Annotated in this window: 16 protein-coding genes; 5 read left to right on the plus strand and 11 right to left on the minus strand. The window is 45.7% G+C overall.

The features are described 5' to 3' along the window. Positions 1 to 30 precede the first annotated feature (30 nt). From ACFI6L_RS06380 to ACFI6L_RS06415, 8 genes are all read right to left on the minus strand, one after another. Positions 31 to 2,454: a cellulose synthase subunit BcsC-related outer membrane protein gene (locus ACFI6L_RS06380; protein WP_462573614.1), complete on the minus strand. Its 2,424-nt coding sequence runs from the start codon at positions 2,452 to 2,454 to the stop codon at positions 31 to 33. Further along, entirely contained in the window at positions 2,451 to 3,557 is a 1,107-nt protein-coding gene (locus ACFI6L_RS06385) for a glycosyl hydrolase family 8 (RefSeq protein WP_435786962.1), read from the minus strand. Before ACFI6L_RS06385 ends, ACFI6L_RS06380 begins: the two co-directional genes overlap by 4 nt. Continuing rightward, positions 3,551 to 5,827, minus strand: a complete 2,277-nt coding sequence (locus ACFI6L_RS06390) for a cellulose biosynthesis cyclic di-GMP-binding regulatory protein BcsB (protein WP_462573615.1) — start codon at positions 5,825 to 5,827, stop codon at positions 3,551 to 3,553. Before ACFI6L_RS06390 ends, ACFI6L_RS06385 begins: the two co-directional genes overlap by 7 nt. After that, the gene (bcsA, locus tag ACFI6L_RS06395) at positions 5,824 to 8,049 is read right to left on the minus strand and encodes a UDP-forming cellulose synthase catalytic subunit (protein ID WP_014950751.1); all 2,226 of its coding nucleotides are present in this window, start codon (positions 8,047 to 8,049) and stop codon (positions 5,824 to 5,826) included. Before bcsA ends, ACFI6L_RS06390 begins: the two co-directional genes overlap by 4 nt. Continuing rightward, positions 8,027 to 8,599 (minus strand): hypothetical protein, encoded by a 573-nt coding sequence (locus ACFI6L_RS06400; RefSeq protein WP_014950752.1) that lies wholly within the window; start codon positions 8,597 to 8,599, stop codon positions 8,027 to 8,029. The genes bcsA and ACFI6L_RS06400 overlap by 23 nt, the downstream gene beginning before the upstream one ends. Positions 8,600 to 8,893: 294 nt before the next feature. Beyond that, complete coding sequence (locus ACFI6L_RS06405) at positions 8,894 to 9,382, minus strand: YgjV family protein (protein ID WP_014977436.1); 489 nt, start codon at positions 9,380 to 9,382, stop codon at positions 8,894 to 8,896. Positions 9,383 to 9,395: 13 nt separating this feature from the next. Next, positions 9,396 to 10,214, minus strand: a complete 819-nt coding sequence (locus tag ACFI6L_RS06410; protein WP_462557957.1) for a tRNA1(Val) (adenine(37)-N6)-methyltransferase — start codon at positions 10,212 to 10,214, stop codon at positions 9,396 to 9,398. Positions 10,215 to 10,354: 140 nt separating this feature from the next. Then, the gene (locus ACFI6L_RS06415; protein WP_014950755.1) at positions 10,355 to 10,978 is read right to left on the minus strand and encodes an NAD(P)H-binding protein; all 624 of its coding nucleotides are present in this window, start codon (positions 10,976 to 10,978) and stop codon (positions 10,355 to 10,357) included. A 70-nt stretch (positions 10,979 to 11,048) separates the two neighbouring features. On the opposite strand from ACFI6L_RS06415, the gene ACFI6L_RS06420 reads away from it, so the two are divergent. Continuing rightward, a complete protein-coding gene (locus ACFI6L_RS06420) occupies positions 11,049 to 13,262 on the plus strand; it encodes a S9 family peptidase (RefSeq protein ID WP_462573616.1) in 2,214 nt (737 codons plus the stop codon). Between the two features lie 236 nt (positions 13,263 to 13,498). On the opposite strand, the gene ACFI6L_RS06425 is transcribed toward ACFI6L_RS06420, so the two are convergent. Together ACFI6L_RS06425 and ACFI6L_RS06430 are read right to left on the minus strand one after the other, a co-directional pair. Next, positions 13,499 to 13,873, minus strand: coding sequence for a PH domain-containing protein (locus ACFI6L_RS06425; protein WP_014950757.1), 375 nt, complete (start codon positions 13,871 to 13,873; stop codon positions 13,499 to 13,501). Between the two features lie 11 nt (positions 13,874 to 13,884). Continuing rightward, the gene (locus ACFI6L_RS06430; protein WP_462573617.1) at positions 13,885 to 16,863 is read right to left on the minus strand and encodes a putative bifunctional diguanylate cyclase/phosphodiesterase; all 2,979 of its coding nucleotides are present in this window, start codon (positions 16,861 to 16,863) and stop codon (positions 13,885 to 13,887) included. A gap of 195 nt (positions 16,864 to 17,058) precedes the next feature. Between ACFI6L_RS06430 and ACFI6L_RS06435 the strand changes: the two genes are divergently transcribed. The 4 genes from ACFI6L_RS06435 to ACFI6L_RS06450 all read left to right on the plus strand — a co-directional run bounded on the left by ACFI6L_RS06435 (position 17,059) and on the right by ACFI6L_RS06450 (position 21,927). Then, positions 17,059 to 18,099, plus strand: a complete 1,041-nt coding sequence (locus tag ACFI6L_RS06435; protein ID WP_278343445.1) for a serine/threonine dehydratase — start codon at positions 17,059 to 17,061, stop codon at positions 18,097 to 18,099. Positions 18,100 to 18,187: 88 nt separating this feature from the next. Then, positions 18,188 to 19,888: an amidohydrolase gene (locus ACFI6L_RS06440; protein WP_462573618.1), complete on the plus strand. Its 1,701-nt coding sequence runs from the start codon at positions 18,188 to 18,190 to the stop codon at positions 19,886 to 19,888. Beyond that, positions 19,885 to 21,282 carry an APC family permease gene (locus ACFI6L_RS06445; protein WP_462573619.1) on the plus strand — a complete coding sequence of 466 codons (1,398 nt, stop codon included), beginning with the start codon at positions 19,885 to 19,887 and terminating at the stop codon, positions 21,280 to 21,282. Before ACFI6L_RS06440 ends, ACFI6L_RS06445 begins: the two co-directional genes overlap by 4 nt. Positions 21,283 to 21,285: 3 nt before the next feature. Then, the gene (locus tag ACFI6L_RS06450; protein ID WP_342314418.1) at positions 21,286 to 21,927 is read left to right on the plus strand and encodes an MBL fold metallo-hydrolase; all 642 of its coding nucleotides are present in this window, start codon (positions 21,286 to 21,288) and stop codon (positions 21,925 to 21,927) included. Between the two features lie 123 nt (positions 21,928 to 22,050). Here ACFI6L_RS06450 and ACFI6L_RS06455 read toward each other — a convergent pair whose 3' ends face one another. After that, positions 22,051 to 22,566: a lactoylglutathione lyase family protein gene (locus ACFI6L_RS06455; RefSeq protein WP_014950763.1), complete on the minus strand. Its 516-nt coding sequence runs from the start codon at positions 22,564 to 22,566 to the stop codon at positions 22,051 to 22,053. Positions 22,567 to 22,586: the final 20 nt, after the last annotated feature.

Below are 22,586 nucleotides of genomic sequence, written 5' to 3' on the forward strand. Positions count from 1 at the left end.
AAGAGAGTGAATCTTCAGGCAAAAGCGGCTTTATAGTGCAAAGCCGCTTAATCTTGGCGAAGACAGCAACAGTTCATCGCTTGTTACACCAGCACCTCGCCCTTCTCGCCACCTTATCTGAATACCCGCTTCAAATGCTTGGTACTCAACCGCAAATGCTTTTCCTATATACCCAGCCACAATCCAGTTGTGATTGATTCGATACTGACCTTCAGCCATAAAATTTCCGCTTAAACCCGTATCTGAGCTTTCACCAAGGGTCGCGTTCTCGTCTGCCGTTGGAAATGCACCTCCAATCGGAAAGCGCAGATCATCGTCTTGTTCAACACGTGAAAGCGCAAGTGAACTTCGAAGTTTAACTTGCCAGTTTAGCGCCTCAAGCGTTAACAGCTCTGAATAGCCCCCGATGCTGACAAACTGACTGGGGCTAAAGTAGCCACCATTGCCAACCGTAAAGCCGCTTAAGTTATTATCGTAACTTGTATAGCTTAAGAACGGCCCTACACGCCAATAATCAAGCTTTGGAGATATCATGGTAGCAATATCGTAACTTACATCCCCCCGTAGAGAGAACGCGCTATTATCGGCAACCTGCTCGCCTTCTAAGCGACTAACCTGAGCAGTACCTGCAACAGACCAGTTGTCGGCCACTGCATGCGCTACTAACCCTCTTATGCCACTTTCTATCACGTAGCCCCAAGGTTTCGCATGATCAGCATTGAAGGTTCCGGTTTGGCTTAATAAGCTGTCTTCTTTTGCCTTTCTAAATAAGGTTGCAGCTACCGTTGTACTGGTAAGAAATTTGGTTGCAGATATCTGCCCCGTTACTTTAGCGCCAACGGGTTGATCGAACATGGCATATTCAAGGTTAGCGTAAAAATTGAAATCAGGTGCCTGATAATGCGCTTCGGCGCGAAGCCCCTTATCTTCAAAGCCGCTTATTCCCGAAAATGCTCCACTCAATTGGTCGTTACCAAACCAGTCTCCAACTTGAGGGCGACCGCTGTAGAATTGCTTATAGTCGAGTGATACTTGCCACAGCCAGTTTTCATAACCGCTGCCAATACCAATATATTGCGACAGAACATCGAAATTACCGAGCCCCTCACTTCCGCTTCGACTGCGAGTATTAATACCGTAGACTGCACTTAGGCCACCTTTAGTTTGTGCTGTAACTCCCCGCGCATCGCGATTTTGATAGGCTAACCAAAACTGTTTTCTGGGCCAGGCGTTACGTGTGGTGCGTTCTTGCAATATGCTTTTTACCGCACTGTATCTCAGCGCCAATCGGTTCAGTGTGGCTTCGTCGTCTTGATTAATTGTAACCAATTCATTGGCAATAACCGCATCGGTTGGCGTCTTCTCGAGCACTCGCTCGAACGCTGCTGTGGCGGTTGTGGTGTCTTGTGTCTCTTTAGCAGCCCACCCAATTAGTGCTTGCTCATCTACACTTAACGGTCTCAAACGGGCGAGTGCTTCGCCTGACTCAATACTTTGCTTGTAGCGCCGTGTATCGTAAAACTGAGCCTGTCGGCTAGCCAGACCATCAGCACAGCGTCGAATGAAAACCTCAGTATTGACACTACATGCTAGGTCGAACGCGCTTTGCTTGGCCGTGTCGCTGCTTTGCGCGCTAAGTGACAAATACCTGCCTTCATTATCGTTCACCAAACTAAATAGCGCGTCGGCAAAGTCGTAATTTTTCAAGTCGTATTGTTGCCATGCCGCGCCCTGCAGCACTTCTTTCACGTAGCCGCTATTATCAGATTTGAGAAATTGCTCCAGCGTTGTCGTATCGCGCAAAGACAATGCCTGCTGTAGCTTAATACCAGTGACACTGTTAAGGCCTTGTTGAGCGGATTGTTTATCGATATCACGAACTGCCGATTGTTGGGCCTGAGAGAACTGCTGCGTTGCCATTTCTAACATGCCTTTATCAATGGCGGTCCACCCCATAAGCAAGTAAAAATCAGTACGCTTAATTTGATTGCTCAATGCAATAAGCGTTTCTACTTTTTGCTTCGGCGTATTTGCTCTGGCTTTCGGCGTTAACTGAGCAAATTGTTCGAGCGGGAGGGCTTTAGAAGCGGGCTTATTAGGCTGCTTTTTTAAAGCCTGAAGCGATTCTCTTGGCTCTGACACTACAGGCTTGTTAGTACCTTTTAAGCGGCCGTTTATTCTGTTTAGTTCGGTTTCAACTTCTTGTGGTACCTGCCACGCAGGGTAACGAGCTTTTAAGCGCGTGAATTCCTCGTTAGCTTGTTGAACCTGTCGCTCATTAATATGGTACCAAAGCCCAGTTAAATCTGGCTGCTCCTGCTGTGCCGGTAGTATACCCAGATCTTTTTCTTTGTACGTTGTTTTAGCTTGCCCCAAAGCCTGCATCGACAAAAAAGACGTGGAGAGTGCGCCTAGTGCCAGATACAAAGACGTGCGAGTAAACCGAGTTTTCACGATGCGTTATCCAAAACTGCTAGCATAGAAAGCAGCGTTAAACTTGCCGAATAATAATCCATGTTTCGATTGATCTCAGGCCACTCTGGCCTTTGCTTTTCTTCTGATTTCATCAAGCTGTTTACCGCCATCTGCACTGATCGCATTCCCTTAGACATTTCGTACTCAGCTGTTTCCTCGTTTAACAGGTTGATGGTAGCTGGCGTAGGCGTTATCGCCCACCATGCATAGTAGGGAGAAAGTAGCTTCTCAGTTAATCTAGCGTTTTGGCGAAAACGTGGGGACCATGCTAGCTGAAGCGGTATACGGATCGCATTAAAACCAAACTCAGGCGATATCACATTATCTAAACTTAACGCACCAATTTTACTGTTATCGGACTCAGCCCTATTAGGGGTGAAACGCACCCAATCACTGGGCAATTGGTAGGTAGAAAACTGCATATTCGACAGCAAGATCAAGCCCGACTCGAACAGGCTTTCCCAACGTGACGGAGTATCCGACAGCGAAGACAGGTCAGTTATGGCGGGAAAAACCCAATAGGACAGATTTAGCTGAAGGCTGCTATTTCCTGTTTGGTCAGATGCAAATCCGTATTCCCCTGGCAAGAGCACTACACTGTTATTATTCACCACCAGAAGTTTCTGCTCTACAGCACGTACAATATTCCTGGCGTCCTCCTCATACTTACCAACCCCCCACTTTTCACTTGCACGCAATAATGCCCACGCAATAAGAATCTCACCATCAGAGGCATTATTAGGGTCATCGATACAAGAAGATGAATTATCCACACAAGGTCGGTAGCGCCAGCTAAATAGCCCGTCTTCGCGCATGAGCGTACGTTGGGTCCAATGCCATAATGCATCAAAGGTGTCTTTGTCGTTAGCGGCGACGGCAAAGAGCATACCGTATCCTTGCCCTTCGCTGTGAGACACATCATCATTTCCTGTGTCTACCACGCGCCCGCCGTCAACAAACAATGCCTTATACGCTATGTACTGAGACTTGAATTCGCTATCTTCCTTGGTAGAGCACGACGCCAACAGGAACAAAAAACCTATCACTAGCGTCGCTTTTGTTGCGTAATGCAGCTTTACCATGAGTCTTGCACTTGTTTATTTCTGCGTTTAAGCAACAGGTAAATAAGTAGGCTTACAACAAATACAACCAATATAAAGCCTATTAACCAATACCACGGGTTGTTAGACAGCCATAGTCGTAAATGTAGCCAGCTGTCGTCGGCTTCACCCACTTCATATTTATCGCTTACCTGCATGATGAGTGATGGCGAAAGACCATCTTTCCATGCGAAGAAATCCCCTGCCATCTTCCCCCACATCGACAAACTAACCAGATCCTCGACTCTAGCTTGAAGAAGTTCCGGCGTCTGCGCTGCAACAATGAACAAGGTATCGGTTTGTGATGAAACAGGGTGTGCCTGTGCAGTAAGTACTGCTTGCTCACCTAAGTCACTTTCTTGAACGGTATGACCGTCTATGCGCATTTCTTTGAAAGACTGATCGTCAGTCAGGTTTCTTACGCGATTGTACAGATTGTTCTGTAACCGATAAGACCAGCGTTTCGTTGCCTCAATGGCCGTACTGAATTCAGACTGCTCAATATTCGTTAAGCTTTCAGGGGTACCTAGAACAATCACAGAACCTTCGGTTGTAATGTCGTTTCCAGTTGCTATTTTCACGTTCAATAAAGGCACTTGGGCAACTTGCGCTAATTTCGCTGAAAGAGTTAACGCTGTATCTAAATAGTCATCTGACGGAATAGCAATGGTTGACGATGGTGCTGACTTAAAGCGCGCAAACGGGTAAGCCGTTTCTGAAAGCAAGACGAGATTAGGTTGAACTGCCACGTTTCCTGCATCAGGTAGCTTTATTGCCGAAGAATCATCAAGCTGGAACACGAGGTGGGAACCAGGAATATCATCACAAGGCACACCTGCTAACGGCGCTCTCATGGTTACCGCAAAGTCTAAATTATTCGTCCCGCCTTTGAAGAACCGTGCAGGTATTCTTAACTGATAGTCTCGGTAGGATTGTCCGTTAATATTATTAAGAGACAAACCGTGTACAAGTTCGTCATTCACGCTTACATTCATAACCGAACCTGGCCCAAAACCTGCGCCATATCCAAAATCTAAGAGCAAGCTAACGCTCGCGTTTTCAGGTACATAAAAATCTGCAGGCAATCTGAATGACACCCGTTTGGTGAAGTTCCCCTCATCCCTAAACTGAGTGGTCGCCACACCAAAGTCTTGGAATGTGTAGTGATTGTCAGGGTTCAGAATGCGATGACGCTGCAGCGTTTCCGCCTGCATTTGTGACTGTGAAAGTACGGTGACTTGTGAAATAGGGTTAATCGCATCGTCCATTACCGCCAAGGCTTTCGCTGCCTCAAGTACTTCTTCTTGCGTAGTACCGCTGACAATAAGGCGGTAGCTAGCCGGTACAATCACGTTGCTGTCCTTAACGAACGCTGGTGTGCGCTGTGCTTTTAGAAACGCGCCATCAATGTCGTTAATCACTTCGTCAGATAACACAGGTGATAATGCGTCGACTGTACCAACTAGAACATGAACAGGCTGCTTTTGCTTGGCTTTGAGATACCATGCAGAACGCTCGTAGCGAGCAACATTTTGGTCGTTCCAAAAACTATTTTCTGTGTCTTCTAGCTGGGGCAAAACGTAACCATCATCAAAGCTGTGATGCTCGATAATAAGCGGCTGATATTGATTCCTAAGAGACAGTGCTTGAGCAACAATGGGAAGTGTCTGATATTTAATTTGATCATCAGCTTCTCGCGCCGTGTAAAGCTGAACGTTTCGCTGTCCGCCAATTCCTGGATTAAAGAATCCGCTCAGCTCATCTAACGTGAAGCGCTTTTCATTCACCGACGTCGCAATTTTTAGCGTTGAGTTGTATGCATTAATTTCGCTCCACAATTCAGGCGCACTGCCGTCAACACATTGCTCGGCATAGTGCTGACTTACCGCTAGTGTCAGAGAGTTAAACCCGGCTCGCCACAATGAAGTAGGGATCGCAATTTCAGATACAAGAGAAGGTCTGTCTGGGTCGAACGCAATCTGTCCAATAGTCGCATTATTGAATCTCACATACAGCTGAGAACGTTTTTTGATTAACGCCTGCGAGCTGACCACTTCTAATGTAAGTAGCGCGCTGTCCACATCAGTTACTGAACTAAGGGGAATTGGAATATCGAGGGAGGCAGATTTTCCCTGTAAGCGCACGGTACTTTCACCGCCAAAAAAGTCGGTTAATCGATACGTGTCAGTTTGCGCCGCTAGGGTAAAAGGCATGCACAAACATATGATGAACATAAGAAATTTTTTTATCATTGATTTTCCTTTGCCGGTTTAGCAAGCAAACCTAATTTCCCGGCGAATTTCCCCATTAATACAAGCATATGCAATAAAACAGGCTTTAACCCAACTTTCAACACATGTTTTGCGCCGAACCAGTATGAGATAGCCCTTGTTCTTCTTCGTTGAAACGACATCCAGCGCAGACTATCACACAGTGAATAGGCGACGACTTCGTTTTCTTGTTCTTCGGTTTGAGGCATAAAGCGTACTCGAAGAATTTTTGACCTATTGTCGTAATGCAGAACGCTAATTGGCAAATGAACGTTCTTATTCAGTGCGTGACTCCACGATGTGAGCGTGGCATTTTCAGGTACTAACGCTCCCTCACCTTTCAAGCGTAACCGAGCTCCACCTAGCGAAAGATCGACCAAATCTCCAACCCATGCTTCATCGCTTGTAGTCTTAATAACGACACTGTTGGTAGCTGGTAGGCGTGCCTGACTACGCACCTGTTTCCGCTCTAATAACACACTAAGAACAGACAACAATAGAATCAAATTAAATACATTCCACAACATGACCACCACAGTAAGTTCGCGTGTAAGAGGCTCTGTTATGAACTTATAGACACCGCTCCCTAATGCGAATGTGATTACCAATATTAGCCAGTAAAACACGCTCGATAGTGGCGATACAAAGGTTCTGTCAAGACTCTCTCCTTTTGGCGTCACAACAAATGAAGGTGCCCGCGGCTTTAAGAAAACCTTGATTAATGCATTTAGCGTAAATGCGCACTGTAGTATTTCATATAACTCTGACACTAAGGGCCATCGGGTTCGCCCAAAGAGCATGGTGGATATCATGTAAGTGGCAATAACGTGAGGCAGGGTGAAGGCAAAAATTTCCAGCATCGATGCATGGTAAACCTGAAGCCCAAAGACCAAATACGCCAGTGGCATAAGCAAAAAGATGATGCGAGCAAACGGGAACAGCCAAAACATGATTGAACTCATGTAGCCCACTCGCTGATACCATTTTAGTCCTTGCGCTTTAAAAGGCTTTTTGAGTAGTAAAATTTGCGTCATGCCTTGTGCCCAGCGCATACGCTGCTGAATAAACGCATCAAAAGTTTCTGGCGCAAGGCCGCTTACCATAGGTCTGTCCACATATACAGACTCGTAGCCCATTTTGTGAAGATCTAACGCGGTTTCTGCATCTTCAGTGATAGAGTCGCCAGAAATACCCCCAACCAAATCGAGGTGCTTTCTTCTCATCAATGCGGCTGATCCACAGAAGAAGGAACTCCCCCAGTAGTCTAAGCCTTTCTGTATAGTGCCGTAAAACATGTCGTTTTCTGAAGGCATGCGAGTAAACGCAGAGAAGTAGTTACGCTCAACAGGATCTGGGTTAGCCATAAAATGAGGAGTTTGAACGAGAAAGACCTTCTCGTTTTTAAGCATCCACGGCACGGTTCTATCAAGAAAATCCGAAGTAGGAACATGATCAGCATCCAAGATAACAATCAAATCACCCGTGGTATTTTGTATTGCACTGTTCACATTACCCGCCTTGGCAAACTCATTTTTTGCTCGAGTGTGATAGGTAATATCCAAGCGTTTGCACAGTGCTTGCAAATCTTGTCGCCGCTGTTTTGCAGTGGCCGCTGACACAGGGTTTTCAGCGTTAATTTTCTGGTCGGTTCCGCCATCGTCAAGCAAATGAATACGAAGCTTTTCTTTAGGGTAATCGAGCATTTTTGCAGCGCGGATAGTAACTTCTAATATCCCTTCATCTTCGTTATAACTCGGGATCATGACGTCTACACTGGGCAGAGTTGATTTATCTACCCCTTCCAGGGACAAAAGCGGTCGACTGAGCGGAAACGCGTTAACGATCGCCCCTAACACTGAAGTGATCCCCGCATAAATTTCAGCGCCAAATAATAGCCAGACGGCAATCATTGAAAGAAAATCTGAGTAGGTTAGCGTGTAAATACCACGCCACAGCAAATACCTGACGCTAAGCGCAATGGCTAGCACCAGAGCTAAAATGCGGAATAAATGCTGGTATTTTTGCGTGTGCCGCGCTTCTTTGCTGCACAAGGATATTGCAATGAGGATAACGATTGAAGAGAGAAGCTGGCCCAATGCATCCATGGGTGCCAGCAGTAGCACCCCAAGAATAAAGGATGCTACTAACAGAACAATAATGAACTGAGAGGTGTAGTGTTGCCTACGAGTTTGCGAATAGTCCAAGTTTGCGATCCAGTACGTGTATTTGCGTTACACTTGCATAGTTCGCCCTGTTAATTAACGTAATTTTACCGTCCGACATTTCAATCTCGTGATTACTTTTATAGAACAAACGAGAAATGTCATCTCTCTGCTTTTTATTGCTTTTAGACGCTAACAACCACGCCGGATACGTTGCCATTCCAAATGCAGCCACAACAATAAGGCCATAGAACAATACTGGTGACATTGTTGGCGCTATGTACAGGGAAAATAAAAACATAGCCATACTTGCAACGGTAAATATACCAGTAATTTTGCGAAAACGTATAACTTTCATAAGTTTATTTTCTGCATCTAGCAGCATCGAAAGACGCTTCTTCCACAGCTGCTCTGTCTCTAAACTCGTGCGTTCTTCAACAAGTTGAGGTTTTTTAAAAGCAGGGTTGGTATTTTTAAACTGTTGAGCAAGCTCAAACACGTTTACCGCAGCGCCTTCATTAATAGCGCTCTGAAACGATTGTTCAAGCGTAGGTGATTGGTCAAATTGTTGTGAGTTATCTACTAATTTCACTGCGCACACTCCCCTCATTACTACACACTGAGTCTACTTCCGTACATTCAGAGGAAAAATTGCTGAAACCATACTTACTGATTAATAATGATACGCTTACATACGCAAATTGATATTGAACTTTAGCTCATTGAACTTTGGTATAAGTCATGTAGGGCAAGGCCTACAGGGGTGTGCAGACTATATGAAAAGCCATATAGCAGGTAGCGTAAGTCGCAGAAAAGCAGCCCGACTAAACGGGATTAAAGTGGGCAAATTAGACTAATTGATAAGGTGAGTTTTATTGCTAAAGCGTTAGGGCTTGCGCAGCTTACTTAAAATACTGATCAAGTTACTTACATTGAATACCGTTCCAAAAATACTGCCCACGGAAATGGCATATAACAGCCCCAAAGTTTCAGCAACAAGAAAAACCTTTCTAATAGTGTGCGTATTGCGGATTACCAAAGATCCCACTGTAAAAATAAGTGAAGACGCATAGGCAATGAAGATTATCCAGCTGTGCTCTAGCACAAACCACTCATAAGCGAGGAAGCCTAGATTCACGGCAACAAAGAAAAATAAAATGGCATTGCTTCTATGTTTAATGGCAATAAAGTTACGAACGCTGGCAAGCAGTGTTCCAATGCCTGCGGCCATGGCATCTAGCATAAAAAAATGCACGCTAAGTGCACTTAAGGCAAACGCAGAAATAAGCAAATACTTGTCTACGTTAGTTTGGCGATACCCAATAAAATTTAAAACAACGGCTATTGCGCCAAAGCCTTCTGCAACTATGTTCATTAATATAAGCTCATTAAAATTTAAGGTAGAAAGGCTGACAAAGGGCTTTGTATTCACTGGTATATTCGCCCCTTTGATCCCTAATTATCAGCTCATTTTTGATTGCATTTTTCGCTATTAAGCTCGGCCATTCCCGATGTGCAGTAACGTTTTTAAAATTATCACTTGCGCCCTCCATTACTTTTTTAAAGTGGAACGCGCAAAGATAAGGCGATTTGTTAGATGTATGCTTTACATAAAGAATATCTGCCAGCGATAGGCCATAACCTTCAGCCGTTTCGATAACCGAGGCTTCCATCGACGCTGGGTACACACAGTACATTTGTCCTTGTTCTATTAAAAACTTGCTGCTTGCACTAAAAAGTTCATCTGGGCCCAATGCAGACGTTTGCCTTGCCACCGAGCGAGATTGGCTTTGCTTACTGTACGCATTTGAAAGTGTAGCTGGCGTGTCAAAGTAAGGTGGATTAGAAATCACTAGGTCATACAAGTGGGGGGAGGTGTAGCCAGTTACATCACAGCAGTAAATAAACAGCTGTTTGGCCCATTTTGCATTTTTAAAGTTGGTAGCGGCCTGCGCTGCGGCTTGCTCATCTATTTCTATCGCGTCAATTCTGGCTGCGCCATTATCGAACGAGCTGATGTCAATTGAACTGCTTTGAACATTCTGCTCTTCACCGTTCGGATTGCAAAAGTGCACTGCTTTTTGGGCCATCATCAACGCTAAAATGCCACTGCCGGTGCCGATATCCAAGATACGTGGGGCATGGCTGAGGTTTGCGCGAAACTGTGCCCAACTTCCTAAAATCAGACTGTCGGTGTTCACTTTCATCGCGCATTTGTCCTGTGCTACGGTGAATTGTTTACAGCGGAACATAAGGAAGTCGTATTACCTAGTGCATTAAAAGGCGCGCATTCTATATCAAGTCGGGTTGTGCTTCACGTTAAGGTTGTGACATTTACTGTGAGCGCTTATTTCCAGCGCTGCAGCGACATCATATTTCTGGCCACGTCAACGGCATGAACGGGTCGGTATTTCTTTAACGGGCCTTTCATTATGCTTTGCCATATGGGCGCCGTTTTCTGCGCTATATCTTCTAGCGTCCGCGACTCGTCGCGATTGCCTAACAATAACGAAGGGCGTACGGCAGAGGCATGGGGTAACTGAGGCATTCGCATAATCGCGTTTTCTAGCTCGCCTTTTACTCGTAAATAAAAGTTACTGCTTTTAGCATCAGCGCCTACCGATGATATCCATACAAAACTGTCCGCGCGCTGAGCTCGGGTCAGCTGTGCGGCAACATGAACATATTCAAAATCAACGCGGCGAAACGCTTGTTTAGAGCCCGCCTTTTTAAGCGTGGTGCCCAGGCAACAGTACACATGATTTACGCTAAAGTAGCCTTGATAGTCCTGTAGATTGTCGAAGTCGATAACTACAGGCTTTAGGCGATTGTGAGGGTCGTTAAACATACTGGAGGAGAGCGGTTTTCTGACTAAGCAGGTTACTTCGTTGTACCGTCTATCCTGTAACAGCATATTTACAAGCGTTCGTCCCACTAAACCTGTCGCTCCTAGCACCATTGCGGATTTCATATGTCGCACCTTGTATCATAAATTGATATAACTACAATCAAACCTTCGACAGTCAAATATGCAGATAAAAATGAAAAAAGCCCTTTTAATTGGAGCCGCTATGCTCTCTACTGCTTTAAACGCTGAAACGCTCACTATTGAGCGTATTTTCTCTTCTCCTTCACTCGATGGCAACGCACCCCGTTCGTTAAAAGTATCACCTGACGGTCAACGGGTAACATTTCTTAAAGGTAAGCAAACCGACTACGAGCGCCTAGATCTATGGGAATACCATATTGAAAGTGGCCAAACTCGCATGCTTTTCGACTCAAACGACCTACAAAGCGGCGAAGAAGTGCTTTCTGATGAAGAGAAAGCGCGACGCGAGCGTATGCGTTTATCTGGCAGCGGTATTGTAAGCTACCAGTGGTCGGACGATGGTAAAGCATTACTTTTCCCATTAGGTGGCGATGTGTTTTATCACAAGCTGGGCGAAAAAGGGGCGAAGCAACTTTTAGATACTGACGCTTTTGAAACTGATATTAAATTATCACCAAAAGGTAACTACATCTCTTTTATTCGCGACCAGAATCTTTATGTAAAACACATTGAATCGGGTAAAGAAACGGCAATTACCAAAGAAGGTGGCGACAACATTAAATTTGGTATGGCTGAGTTTGTGGCGCAAGAAGAAATGGGCCGCATGACTGGATACTGGTGGTCGCCAGATGAAACTAAAATTGCTTTTACCAAAGTTGATGAAAGCCCAGTAGATGTTATCACGCGTTCTGAAATCTATGCTGACGACATCAAACTTATCGAACAGAAATACCCGAAAGCGGGCACGCCAAACGTCTTGGTGGAACTTGCTATTCAAGACATCAACTCTGGCGATCGCACTTGGGTGGATTTAGGTGAAGATAAAGACATTTATTTTGCTCGCGGTAAGTGGATGCCAAACAACACCACCTTCACCTACCAATGGCAGACACGGGATCAGCAAACGTTAGAGCTGCGCGCGTTCGACCTTAACAGCAAAAAAGAAAACGTGCTGCTTACAGAATCAAGCAACACGTGGGTAAACCTGCACAACGACCTTTACTTCCTAAACGACAAAGGCCAATTTATTTGGGCGTCTGAGCGCGACGGTTTTAAACACCTTTACCTTTTCGACAATAAAGGCAAGTTGGTTAAGCAGTTAACCAAAGGTGACTGGGTTGTAGACAGTGTTGAAGCTATTGATACAGCGAACAACCGTTTGTACTTCTCTGGCCGCAAAGACACCCCACTAGAAAGCCATGTTTACAGCGTGCCTTTAGATGGCGGCGAGATTTCGCGTATCACTGAACTAGGCGCGTATCACAGCGCGGCATTTAGCAAAGATGCCTCTATCTTTATTGACCGTTTCTCAACGATTAACTCTCCTGCACAAGTTAGCCTAAATAGTGCTACCGGCGAGCGAATTACCTGGCTTGAAGAAAATAAAGTTGAAGAAGGCCACCCTCTGCACGCTTACATGGATAGCTGGACGGCACCTGAGTTTGGTGACATCACCACAAAGGATGGCGCAACCCTTAAATATCGAATTTACACGCCTGATAGTGCCAAGCAAAACCCTAAACAGAAGCACCCTGTTATTGTTTACCTTTACGGCGGCCCGCACGCACAAGTGGTAACAAACAGCTGGGCGGGTAACCGTGGCTTGCTATTCCAACACTGGGTCGACCAAGGTTATGTGGTATTTACGCTAGATAACCGCGGCTCTAACTATCGCGGTAAAGGCTTTGAAGATCCTATTTATAAAAAAATGGGCTTTATTGAAGTGGACGATCAGGTTGCTGGCGTAGAGTTCTTGCGTACGCTTGACTACGTTGACGCTGAACGTATTGGTGTTCATGGTCACAGCTATGGCGGCTACATGACGCTAATGACCATGTTCAAAGCGGGCGATTATTTTGCAGCGGGCGTGTCAGGTGCGCCGGTAACTGACTGGCGCTTATACGATACTCACTACACTGAACGCTACATGGGCAACCCAAATACAGATGATGATGCTTACACTGCGTCTTCAGTATTCCCTTACGCAAAAGATCTGAAGGGCGACCTTTTGATTTACCACGGCATGGCAGATGACAACGTGTTGTTTACCCATTCAACAATGCTCTACAAGCACCTTCAAGACTTGGCAATTCCATTTGAAACTATGGATTACCCAGGCAAGAAGCACAGCATCCGTGGTAAGCAAACGGGCATTCATTTATACAAAACTATTACTAACTTCTTTAACCGTAACTTGAAAGACTAATACGGTTAGAGCCTGGGGCCTGTTGATCTCTACTGTACATCCAAGCTCAACAAGCCCTAGAAAGAAGTAAAAAGCAAAAAGCGATGCTTATGAAGGCATCGCTTTTTTGTTTGGTCAGTTTAATTAACGCTTATTTTGTGCATGTTTGCGTTGTAGCGCTTTGTGCACTTGTAGGGTGATTAGACTTTCTTCACTTGCTACTTCAAAGCATCAATCAAATATTACAAATGCAGAAACTAGCTAAACATCTGAGTTGCTAGGTTTTGCTGTACCGCCTGAGCAGACGATGCACTTAGTTCAATCTCGATAGGATCGGCTTTGCCCGACAGCCAAATTTTAAGCTCGGCGTCAGTATCAAAATGCCCTGCCGTCTCAACGATAAACTGCGTAATAGATTTATAAGGTATTGAATGATAGTTCACTTTGCGCCCGGTAAGGCCTTGCTTATCAATAAGGATTAGGCGCTTGTTTGTGAATACACTTAAATCGCGCACTAGCTTAAACGCAGAGGTAACGGTTTCGTTAGCAGCAAGTATAGGCGTAAGCTCTTCTTGAACATCTGAAGCGCTAGTCTCGCTTGCATTACCCATGATGGTATCAAATAAACCCATGACATTTCCTTTTAAGCAGAGGCAAGTTTAACTCGCCATTGAACTCTATGCGCCAGTGGCTTGGGTTTATCCAAAGCAAAGCCTTGACCGAAATCTACTTTAAGCTCTCGTAAAACTTCGGCGGTCGCGTTATCGACCACAAACTCGGCTACGGTCTGTTTACCCATACTGTGCGCGATATTATTTATCGCAGTTACTGTAGCATGATCGATAGGATCGTGAACGATATTTCGCACAAATGAGCCGTCGATCTTAACGTAATCAACATCTAGGTTTTTCAGGTAGGTGAACGAGGACATACCAGCACCAAAGTCGTCTAAGGCAAAGCTACACCCCAAATCGCGTAGTGTAGAAATGAAGTGTCTTGCAGCGCTTAAGTTAGTTACCGCTGTTGTTTCAGTAATCTCAAAACAAATTTTCTCAGCAGGTACAGTAGTACTTTGCATACGCTTGGCAATCTTATGCAGCGCCATTTCATCACCCAATGTAATACCCGATAAATTAATCGCGACTTTGCCCACGTTATCGATGTGAGCGGGGTTACGTTCAAGGGTTTTAAGGGTGTTATCTACTACCCACATATCCACTTTGTTCATTAAACCGTGGCGTTCTGCCAACGGGATGAAAAGCCCCGGGCTTATAAGGCCACTGTCTTTTGCATTTAGACGAAGCAAAATCTCGTAATGCTGAAGTTGGGCGGCCTTTTCTTGATTGGGCACGTTAAGCGGCATGATAGCTTGGCTATACAACTCAAACCCGTCGTTTTGTAATGCGTGATGCAAGGCATGTAACACCTGGTTTTCACTGTCATCAATGGCCATTTGCGAGTCATTATCATGAAACACAAAGTAACGGTTTCGACCCAAGTGTTTGGCTTTGTAACACGCGTTGTCAGCAGCTTTAATTAACGCTTCTGCACTTTGTGTACTCTCGTTTATTTCGATAACACCAATGCTTGCCCCCACAAAGAACAACTTGTCGTCATAAACAAAACGATAATTTGAAATCGCCAATAAAAGCTTGTCTAGGCGCTTGGTCACCTCATCCAAACTTTGATTGCGAAATATAATGCAGAACTCGTCTCCCCCTATTCGGGCAAGGAGATCTTGCCCATTCACGTATTGCCTAAATATGGTGGAGATTTCTTTTAGCAGCTTATCGCCCGCTGGATGACCACAGCTGTCGTTTACTAACTTGAATCGATCCATATCGATAAAGCACATCACGCTTTGCTTGTGGTAAGCGCGAGACAAATTGATACTCGCCACTTTTTCAAAATCAACGTGGTTTAAAGCCTTGCTCTCGCCCTGCTGACCAGCCGCTTTATGCGTTTCATCAAGGATCGCTCGCAGTTTTTCATCAAATGCATAGCGATTAAACAGCCCGGTTAACTGGTCATGGTTAGCTTGAAAATACACTTCTTCCTGCAGCGCCAGCTCTTTCGTCACATCGCGAGCTATGCCTTCAACGGCAACCAGTAGTCCTTGCTCGTCGACAATGGGTGTGTCTGAAAATTCAATCGCTAACGGCTCGCCGACCTTGCCTTGATAATGCACAATATAAGGCTCGGGCTTTTCGCCACGGGCAATGGTTTGGCGTATCTCAAACGTCTCGTCAGGTACTTGGCGAACGTACTTCGACTCGTTTGCACAGAAGTCTTCTGCGCTAAACCCTAAAATCTTTTCAATACCTGCGCTCACATACATAAAGTTGTGCTCGACGGTCTTGGTGTAAACAAAGTGGCGGTGCATGCCGTCAACTAAGCGGCGATACTTTTCTTCGCTACGCTTTAAATCATGCTGGGCGCGAAAACGTTCGGTCACGTCCCTTACGGTCACCGCAATATTGTCACCAGCTTTTACCACCTGAACTTTTATCCATTGAGGCGCAATCTTATCACTATGAATGGCAAGGTGAGCTTCATAAGGCACGCCAAGTTCAGCCACGTTTTTGGCGTTTTTAAATTCACTGCTTAAGCCTAAATAACGCGTTTGCTCGGCTAAGCTCATAGACCGCAATACATCACATGCACCGCGAAATAGGTAGCGACTGTATGAGTTTGCTTCTACCAGAGAAAAGTCATCATCTATCGGCTGATAAATAAGAAGCGCATCAAGGGAGGCTTCGCTAGCGGTGAGGTAACGCTGCTGACTTACGGATAAATTGACCGCACCTTTAAGCTGCTTGTGCAGCACATAGCTCACTAGCGCTGACATCAACAGTCCAATCATAATAATTAACAAGCCAGCGTTATATGGGCTTAGCTGAGACTGCATGGAAAGGTAAAAATCGCGTTCTAAAAAACTGAACGGCAAAAGCGACACAATGGTGCCATCGTTGATTAACTCACCGCTTTGAAAAAGCGTTGCACTGTCGGCGTTAAGCTGGAAGTTAAACTGCGGGCCTACTAGCTCGCCTAACATCACGGTTAATATGGTTTGTATGTCGAACCCCGCCACCAGAAATCCGTGCTCAGGCTCTTGAGGGCTTATGGCCCTGCCCACAACGATAAAGTGATGTTGAGCAGCATCTGAATACAAAAGCGTGCTTTCCAAATCCTCGGACAAACGCGATATGTTTAAGCCCAACGCGTCCATAGGATGGCCAATGAGGCTGTTGTCTATACGGGTTTTAATACCGGAAGATGGCGTTGCCACCCACGCTATCTCACCGTTAGCATCGACAAATACCAACGATGAAAAGCCTCGCTGCATGCCCATCAATGACAGGGCTTGCGCATTAAACCAGTCTACTTGGTTTGGCTCAAAGGTGGGCCAGTTTCGCATAAGGTTGTGCAGCGCTTGAATACGTTCGCTTGAGAAAACTTCAAGACTAATTTTTACCTGCTCTGCAACCGACTGCGCTTTAGAAATACGTGCTGCGCGTTCATCGTTTTGAATAAAAACACCAGCTGAAACAAATAAAAAGGTGAGAAAAAGAAACAAAACCGTAGGTAAGGCGTAAATACGATGGTTGTGTTTGCTTAACATGTGCCTGTCTCCGGTAACTAGCGCCGGTATACTAAAGTAGAATTATTAAATAAATATGAATTGTCTTATGTGGTGTAGGCTCTGGCGTTATCTAATAGTATCTGGCACTGTAAGGCTTCCGATTTCCTTTTAGTGCGTAAAGGCCCTTGTCGGCGCTACCCCATAAAAAAACCAAAATGAAAAGAGCGTTACTTAATGAGTATTTCCCCAAATTTCGAAGACATTAAACAAGCCTATGAACGTATAAAAGGCGACGTAAAGAAAACGCCGATTGTTGAATCTTCGTTGCTCAACAAATGGATGGGCAACCGCATTCTGTTTAAAGCGGAGTGCTTACAGACCATCGGGGCATTCAAAATTCGCGGCGCCATGAATTTTTTAGCCCGGTTGAAAGAGGAAGGTCGTTTACCGAAACATGTGGTCGCCAATAGTTCTGGAAATCATGCTCAGGCAGTAGCCTATGCAGCAGCTCACTTTGGTATTAAGGCCACTATTTTTGCGAGCGAGACCATTTCGCCAATAAAAGCTGCCGCTACGCAAAGCTATGGTGCTGAATTAAAAATATTTCCTACCCGTCCAGAAGCAGATGCGGCTGTCGAGCAAGCCTCAAAAGCACCAGACACGGTCTGGATACCGCCGTTTAACCACAAAGATATTGTGGCAGGGCAAGGCACGGCAACGTTAGAAGCGCTTAACGAAATTGGTGAGGTGGATGCTGTCTTTGCGCCGTGTGGTGGCGGAGGGTTATTGTCGGGCTCATTACTGGCAACTCGCGCACTACAGCCAAATGCATTGGTCATTGGCGCTGAGCCCGCCGAAGCGAATGATGCCTCTATGTCGTTGCAAGCTGGTGAGATTATTGCCTTAGACTATGCACCAAATACCTTGGCAGACGGTGCTGCCACGCCTTCTGTTGGCGATGTTACGTTCCCTATATTGCAAGAAATAGATGATTTCTACGAAGTAGATGAGCTGCAAATTGCTTATTGGACCCAATGGCTACATCATTTATTAAAGCTTCATATAGAGCCCACATGTGCGATGACCATGGCTGCAGTAGCGGCTTGGGCTGCCAACACCCCGCCTGGGCAAACGGCTCTTGTTATATTGAGTGGTGGAAACATAAGTCAGGCGAGTATGGCTAAGATTTGGGAGAGAGATTTTTTGCTGCAGCCTCCTATCCTTGACCTTGATGACGAAGATGAACTTGAAGAAACTGAGCGTGTTGAGGCATAGCGTTTTGTTAGCGCACAGCTATCGAAATTTGGACAACTCGGTATAAGAACAAAGAATAAAACAGAAATAAAAAAGGCAGAAACTCACTATGAACTCTACATTGTCGGCACTGACATTTAAAAAGCACTCGCTTTCAAAATTGCTAACCGCAACGTTTGCAACAGCGGCAACGTTAGGTGCTATGACCACCACGCTTACGGTGGATGCTGCAATGCTTGTTGAGAACGTAAAAGGCTATACGTTAAATGAAAGTGGCAAACTCATTACGTTTAAAAACCTTGTCATTGATGAAGGCAAAGTAGTTGCATTAGATATCGACAAAGATAACACGCCTGTCGATAGCACTATTGATGGCAAAGGCAAAGTCATGCTACCCGGGCTTATCGACGCTCACGGGCATTTGCTTGGCTTAGGCGCAAACTTGTTGGAAGTCGATTTGCGAGAAAGTAGCAGTGCACAAGACGCGGCCAAGACAGTTGCCGAATACGCATTTGCGAATGGACAACAAGCATGGATTACCGGGCGCGGTTGGAACCAGGAATTGTGGTCTGACAGAGCGTTTCCAACAGCGGCTGACTTGGATAAAGTAATTTCTGACCGACCTGTGGCACTAGCTCGCGTAGACAGCCACGCTACCTGGGTGAACAGTAAAGCGATGGAAATTGCGGGTATAACTAAAGACACCCCATCGCCTGCAGGGGGCGAAATCATTAAAGACGCTGACGGTAATCCTACCGGTGTTTTCATTGATAATGCATCGCAGTTAATTGAAGCGCACTTGCCTAAAGCAAGCAGCGCTATTTACGAGCAACAATTACATGCAGCAGGTGAGCACTTACTAGCAAATGGTGTTACGTCAATGCACGATGCTGGCATAGACAGAGACGTTTACGATTTCTATTTAAAAGAAGCGGTAGAAGGTGACTTGCCTGTGCGTATTTATGCCATGGTGAGTGCGACAGACCCTGACCTCAGCACCATGCTGGGCAATGGTACTATTCGCGACCAAGATGACTTTTTATATATTCGTTCGGTAAAAGCCTATGGCGATGGTGCACTAGGTAGCCGAGGCGCAGCATTGCTTGAACCTTATTCAGATGCGCCGCATCAACATGGTTTGCTGTTAACTCAACCAGAAGATATGACCCAACTGTTTACTACGGTAATTGGTGCGGGCTTCCAGCTTAACTACCATGCCATTGGTGATAAGGCTAACCATGTTGCACTGAACGAGTTTGAAACCACGTTTAAGAGTATTGGCGGCAGCGAACTGCGCAACCGCATTGAGCATGCACAGGTGATTGCGCCTGACGACCTAGCTCGCTTTGCTTCGCTAAAGGTGTTACCTTCCATGCAGCCAACTCACGCCACCAGCGATAAAAACATGGCGGAAGATCGTTTAGGAAAAGATCGTATGAAAGGCGCTTACGCATGGAAAACGCTACTCGATTCAGGTATTGCACTGCCTTTAGGCTCTGATTTCCCTGTTGAGCTTGCTAACCCATTTTACGGCCTTCACGCTGCGGTTACGCGACAAGACAGAAACAATCAACCCGTAAAAGGTTGGTATGCCCACGAAGCGTTAACCATTGAACAAGCCTTTAAAGGGTTTACTTTAGATGCAGCCTACGCAGGGCACATGGAAGATACCTTAGGCACACTAACGCCAGGAAAATGGGCAGACTTTATCTTGGTCGACCAAGATATTTTTACCATTGATGCCAAAGACATTTGGAAAACCGAAGTACACGCTACTTATGTGGCTGGAGAAGAAGTTTTTTCTAAATGAGTAGCGAAAACAAAAGCCTGTTAAGCAAAGGGATTGGCGGCATTGGCGCTGCCCTTTTGGTATTAAATGGCCTTATTGGTGCGGGCATTTTTGCTTTGCCCGCCAAAATGGCCGCTGAGCTCGGCGCTTTCAGCCCTTACATCTTTTTGATTTTTGGCGCGCTAATGCTGGCCATTGTGTGGTGTTTTGGGCAGCTAGCGACGCTGTACCAAGAAACCGGTGGACCTGTGGTGTACGCCCAGAAAGGCTTTGGCGACGCAGCGGCGTTTCAAACTGGCTTTATTTACTACTTGGCTCGCGCAACGGCGATTGCCGCCAACATGCACGTGTTATTACTGTATGCCGGCTATGTGTGGCCCGAACTGAATGCGGGAATAGGCAAGTCATTCGCTATTATCGCGCTTACCACAGCACTAATCGTAGTGAATATTGTCGGCCTTAAGGCCGCCATGCGTTCACTTGATACTATCTCGGTGCTAAAACTGCTGCCTTTCGTGGCGCTTATTGCGGTTGGTTACTGGCAGCTCGATTTTTCTACTGCGCTAGCACGTTCTTCGGAAACCGTTGTGCCTGCATTTGACACCATATCTGCCGGTGCCCTACTTACGCTTTACGCCTTTATTGGTTTTGAAACGGTAGTGGTCACAAGCGGCGAGACCAGTTCGCCGAAAAAGACTATACCTCGGGCGTTAATGCTTACGGTTTCAGGTATTGCCATATTTTACTTTTGCGTACAGTGGCTTTATTGGCACACAGTAGGGCCTGCAGAGCCGGATAGCGCACCGCTTATCGCACTCGCCAATATGATATTTGGCGAAACTGGGGCGCTTATAATGACGCTAACCGCCGTTGTGTCGGTTGCCGGTAACTTACTGGCAAATATGATATCTACGTCTCGGCTTACGTTCTCTATGGCGCAGCAGTCACTTATTCCAGGTAAGCTCGGACAGAAGTTAGGCGAGATTCATTCGCCTTTTGCTACCCCAGCAGTTTCCATATTAATACTGGGAATATTTGCAGGAGCTATGGCACTTAGCGGTAGCTTTGTGTGGCTGGCTATTTCAAGCGTGCTTGCGCGGCTAGTGGTTTACGCCGTGTGTGTAGTGGTGCTGATGAAAGCTCAGCTGGCTTCCTTGCAGAGCGCTTCTTCACAAAGCAGCATGCAGCAAGAAACTTCTGAGAAAGACACTTACCTTAAAGGCTCTGCAGGCGCATTCGTCAGCCCTGTAAACCTGTTTCGACGTCTGATACCCTTTGTCGCACTAGCGGTTTGCGCATGGTCTATTGCACAGTCGTCAACCAACGCATGGCTATTTTTACTGGGTGAATTAGTGGTTGGCGCACTGCTTTATTTTTTTTATTTCGCTCCAAGCAACAAAGAATCAAAAGGTTAAACCGTGGAAATTCAAGTTATACCCGTTACGCCCTTTGCCCAAAACTGTTCATTAATTTGGGACTCATCCACTAACAAAGGCGCGTTTGTCGACCCAGGTGGCGACGTTGAAACGTTAATTGAAGCTGCTACAAATAAAGGCGTGAGTATAGAAAAGATCATACTTACTCATGGACACTTAGATCATGTGGGCGGCACTGTCGCCATCGCAGAACATTACGGTGTACCTATTGTAGGGCCTCATATTGGCGACAAATTTTGGTTAGATGCACTAATGCAGCAAAGCCAAATGTTTGGCTTTCCACCCGCCCAGCCTTTTGCTCCCAACGAGTGGTTAAACGACAACGATACTATTTCAGTGGGCAATTTAACGCTGGAAGTGCTGCATTGCCCGGGTCATACACCTGGTCATGTGGTGCTGGTAGAACGCTCAAGTAATCGCGTTATTGTGGGTGATGTAATTTTCGCAGGCTCTATTGGCAGAACTGATTTCCCACAAGGTAATCATCAGCAATTAATCGACTCGATTAAACAGAAAATTATGGTGCTGCCGGATGATATGACGATTTACCCGGGTCACGGGCCAACCACTACGGTTGCAACCGAGAAGGCCACGAATCCTTATGTGTCTGGCAGGTTCGGTTAGCCTAATTAAAAATAAAAAGGCGAGGTACGTTTAATTACTATTAACGCCCTCGCCTTTTAGCTTTTTTAACGCCTGTTACATAGTAAACTTGTAGCGACAGGTAACAGACCTTACAAACAATGCTTATTCGTAAGCACCGCTAGCATAATGCAATTCATAGCTGTGGCTATAAATTTCAAGGATGTTGCCAAACGGGTCTTCCATGTAAATCATGCGGTAAGGCTTTTCACCCGGATAATAATAACGCGGCGCCTTCATTCGCTTTTTACCACCAGCAGCGACAATCTTCTCAGCCAAGCCTTCAACATCTGGGTCTTGAACACAGAAATGAAAGATACCGGTTTTCCAATATTCAAAGTTGTTTTCTGGGTTCTCTTGGTTGCTGAACTCAAAAATTTCAACGCCAACACGATCACCTGTTGAAAGGTGCGCAATGCGGAACTTCCCCCAACCTGGACCAAATACATCGGTACACATTTCGCCAATCGCCGAGTCATCTTCAACAATCTCGGTTGGCTTCATGATGAGGTACCAGCCAAGTACTTCAGTATAAAATTTCACGGCAGCTTCTAAGTCAGGTACTGAAATTCCAATATGAGAAAACGTACGTGGATACGGTGTTTTTACTGCTTCTGTCATCACTTACTCCTATGTAGTGC

The organism is Alteromonas sp. G4i35 (assembly GCF_054960375.1).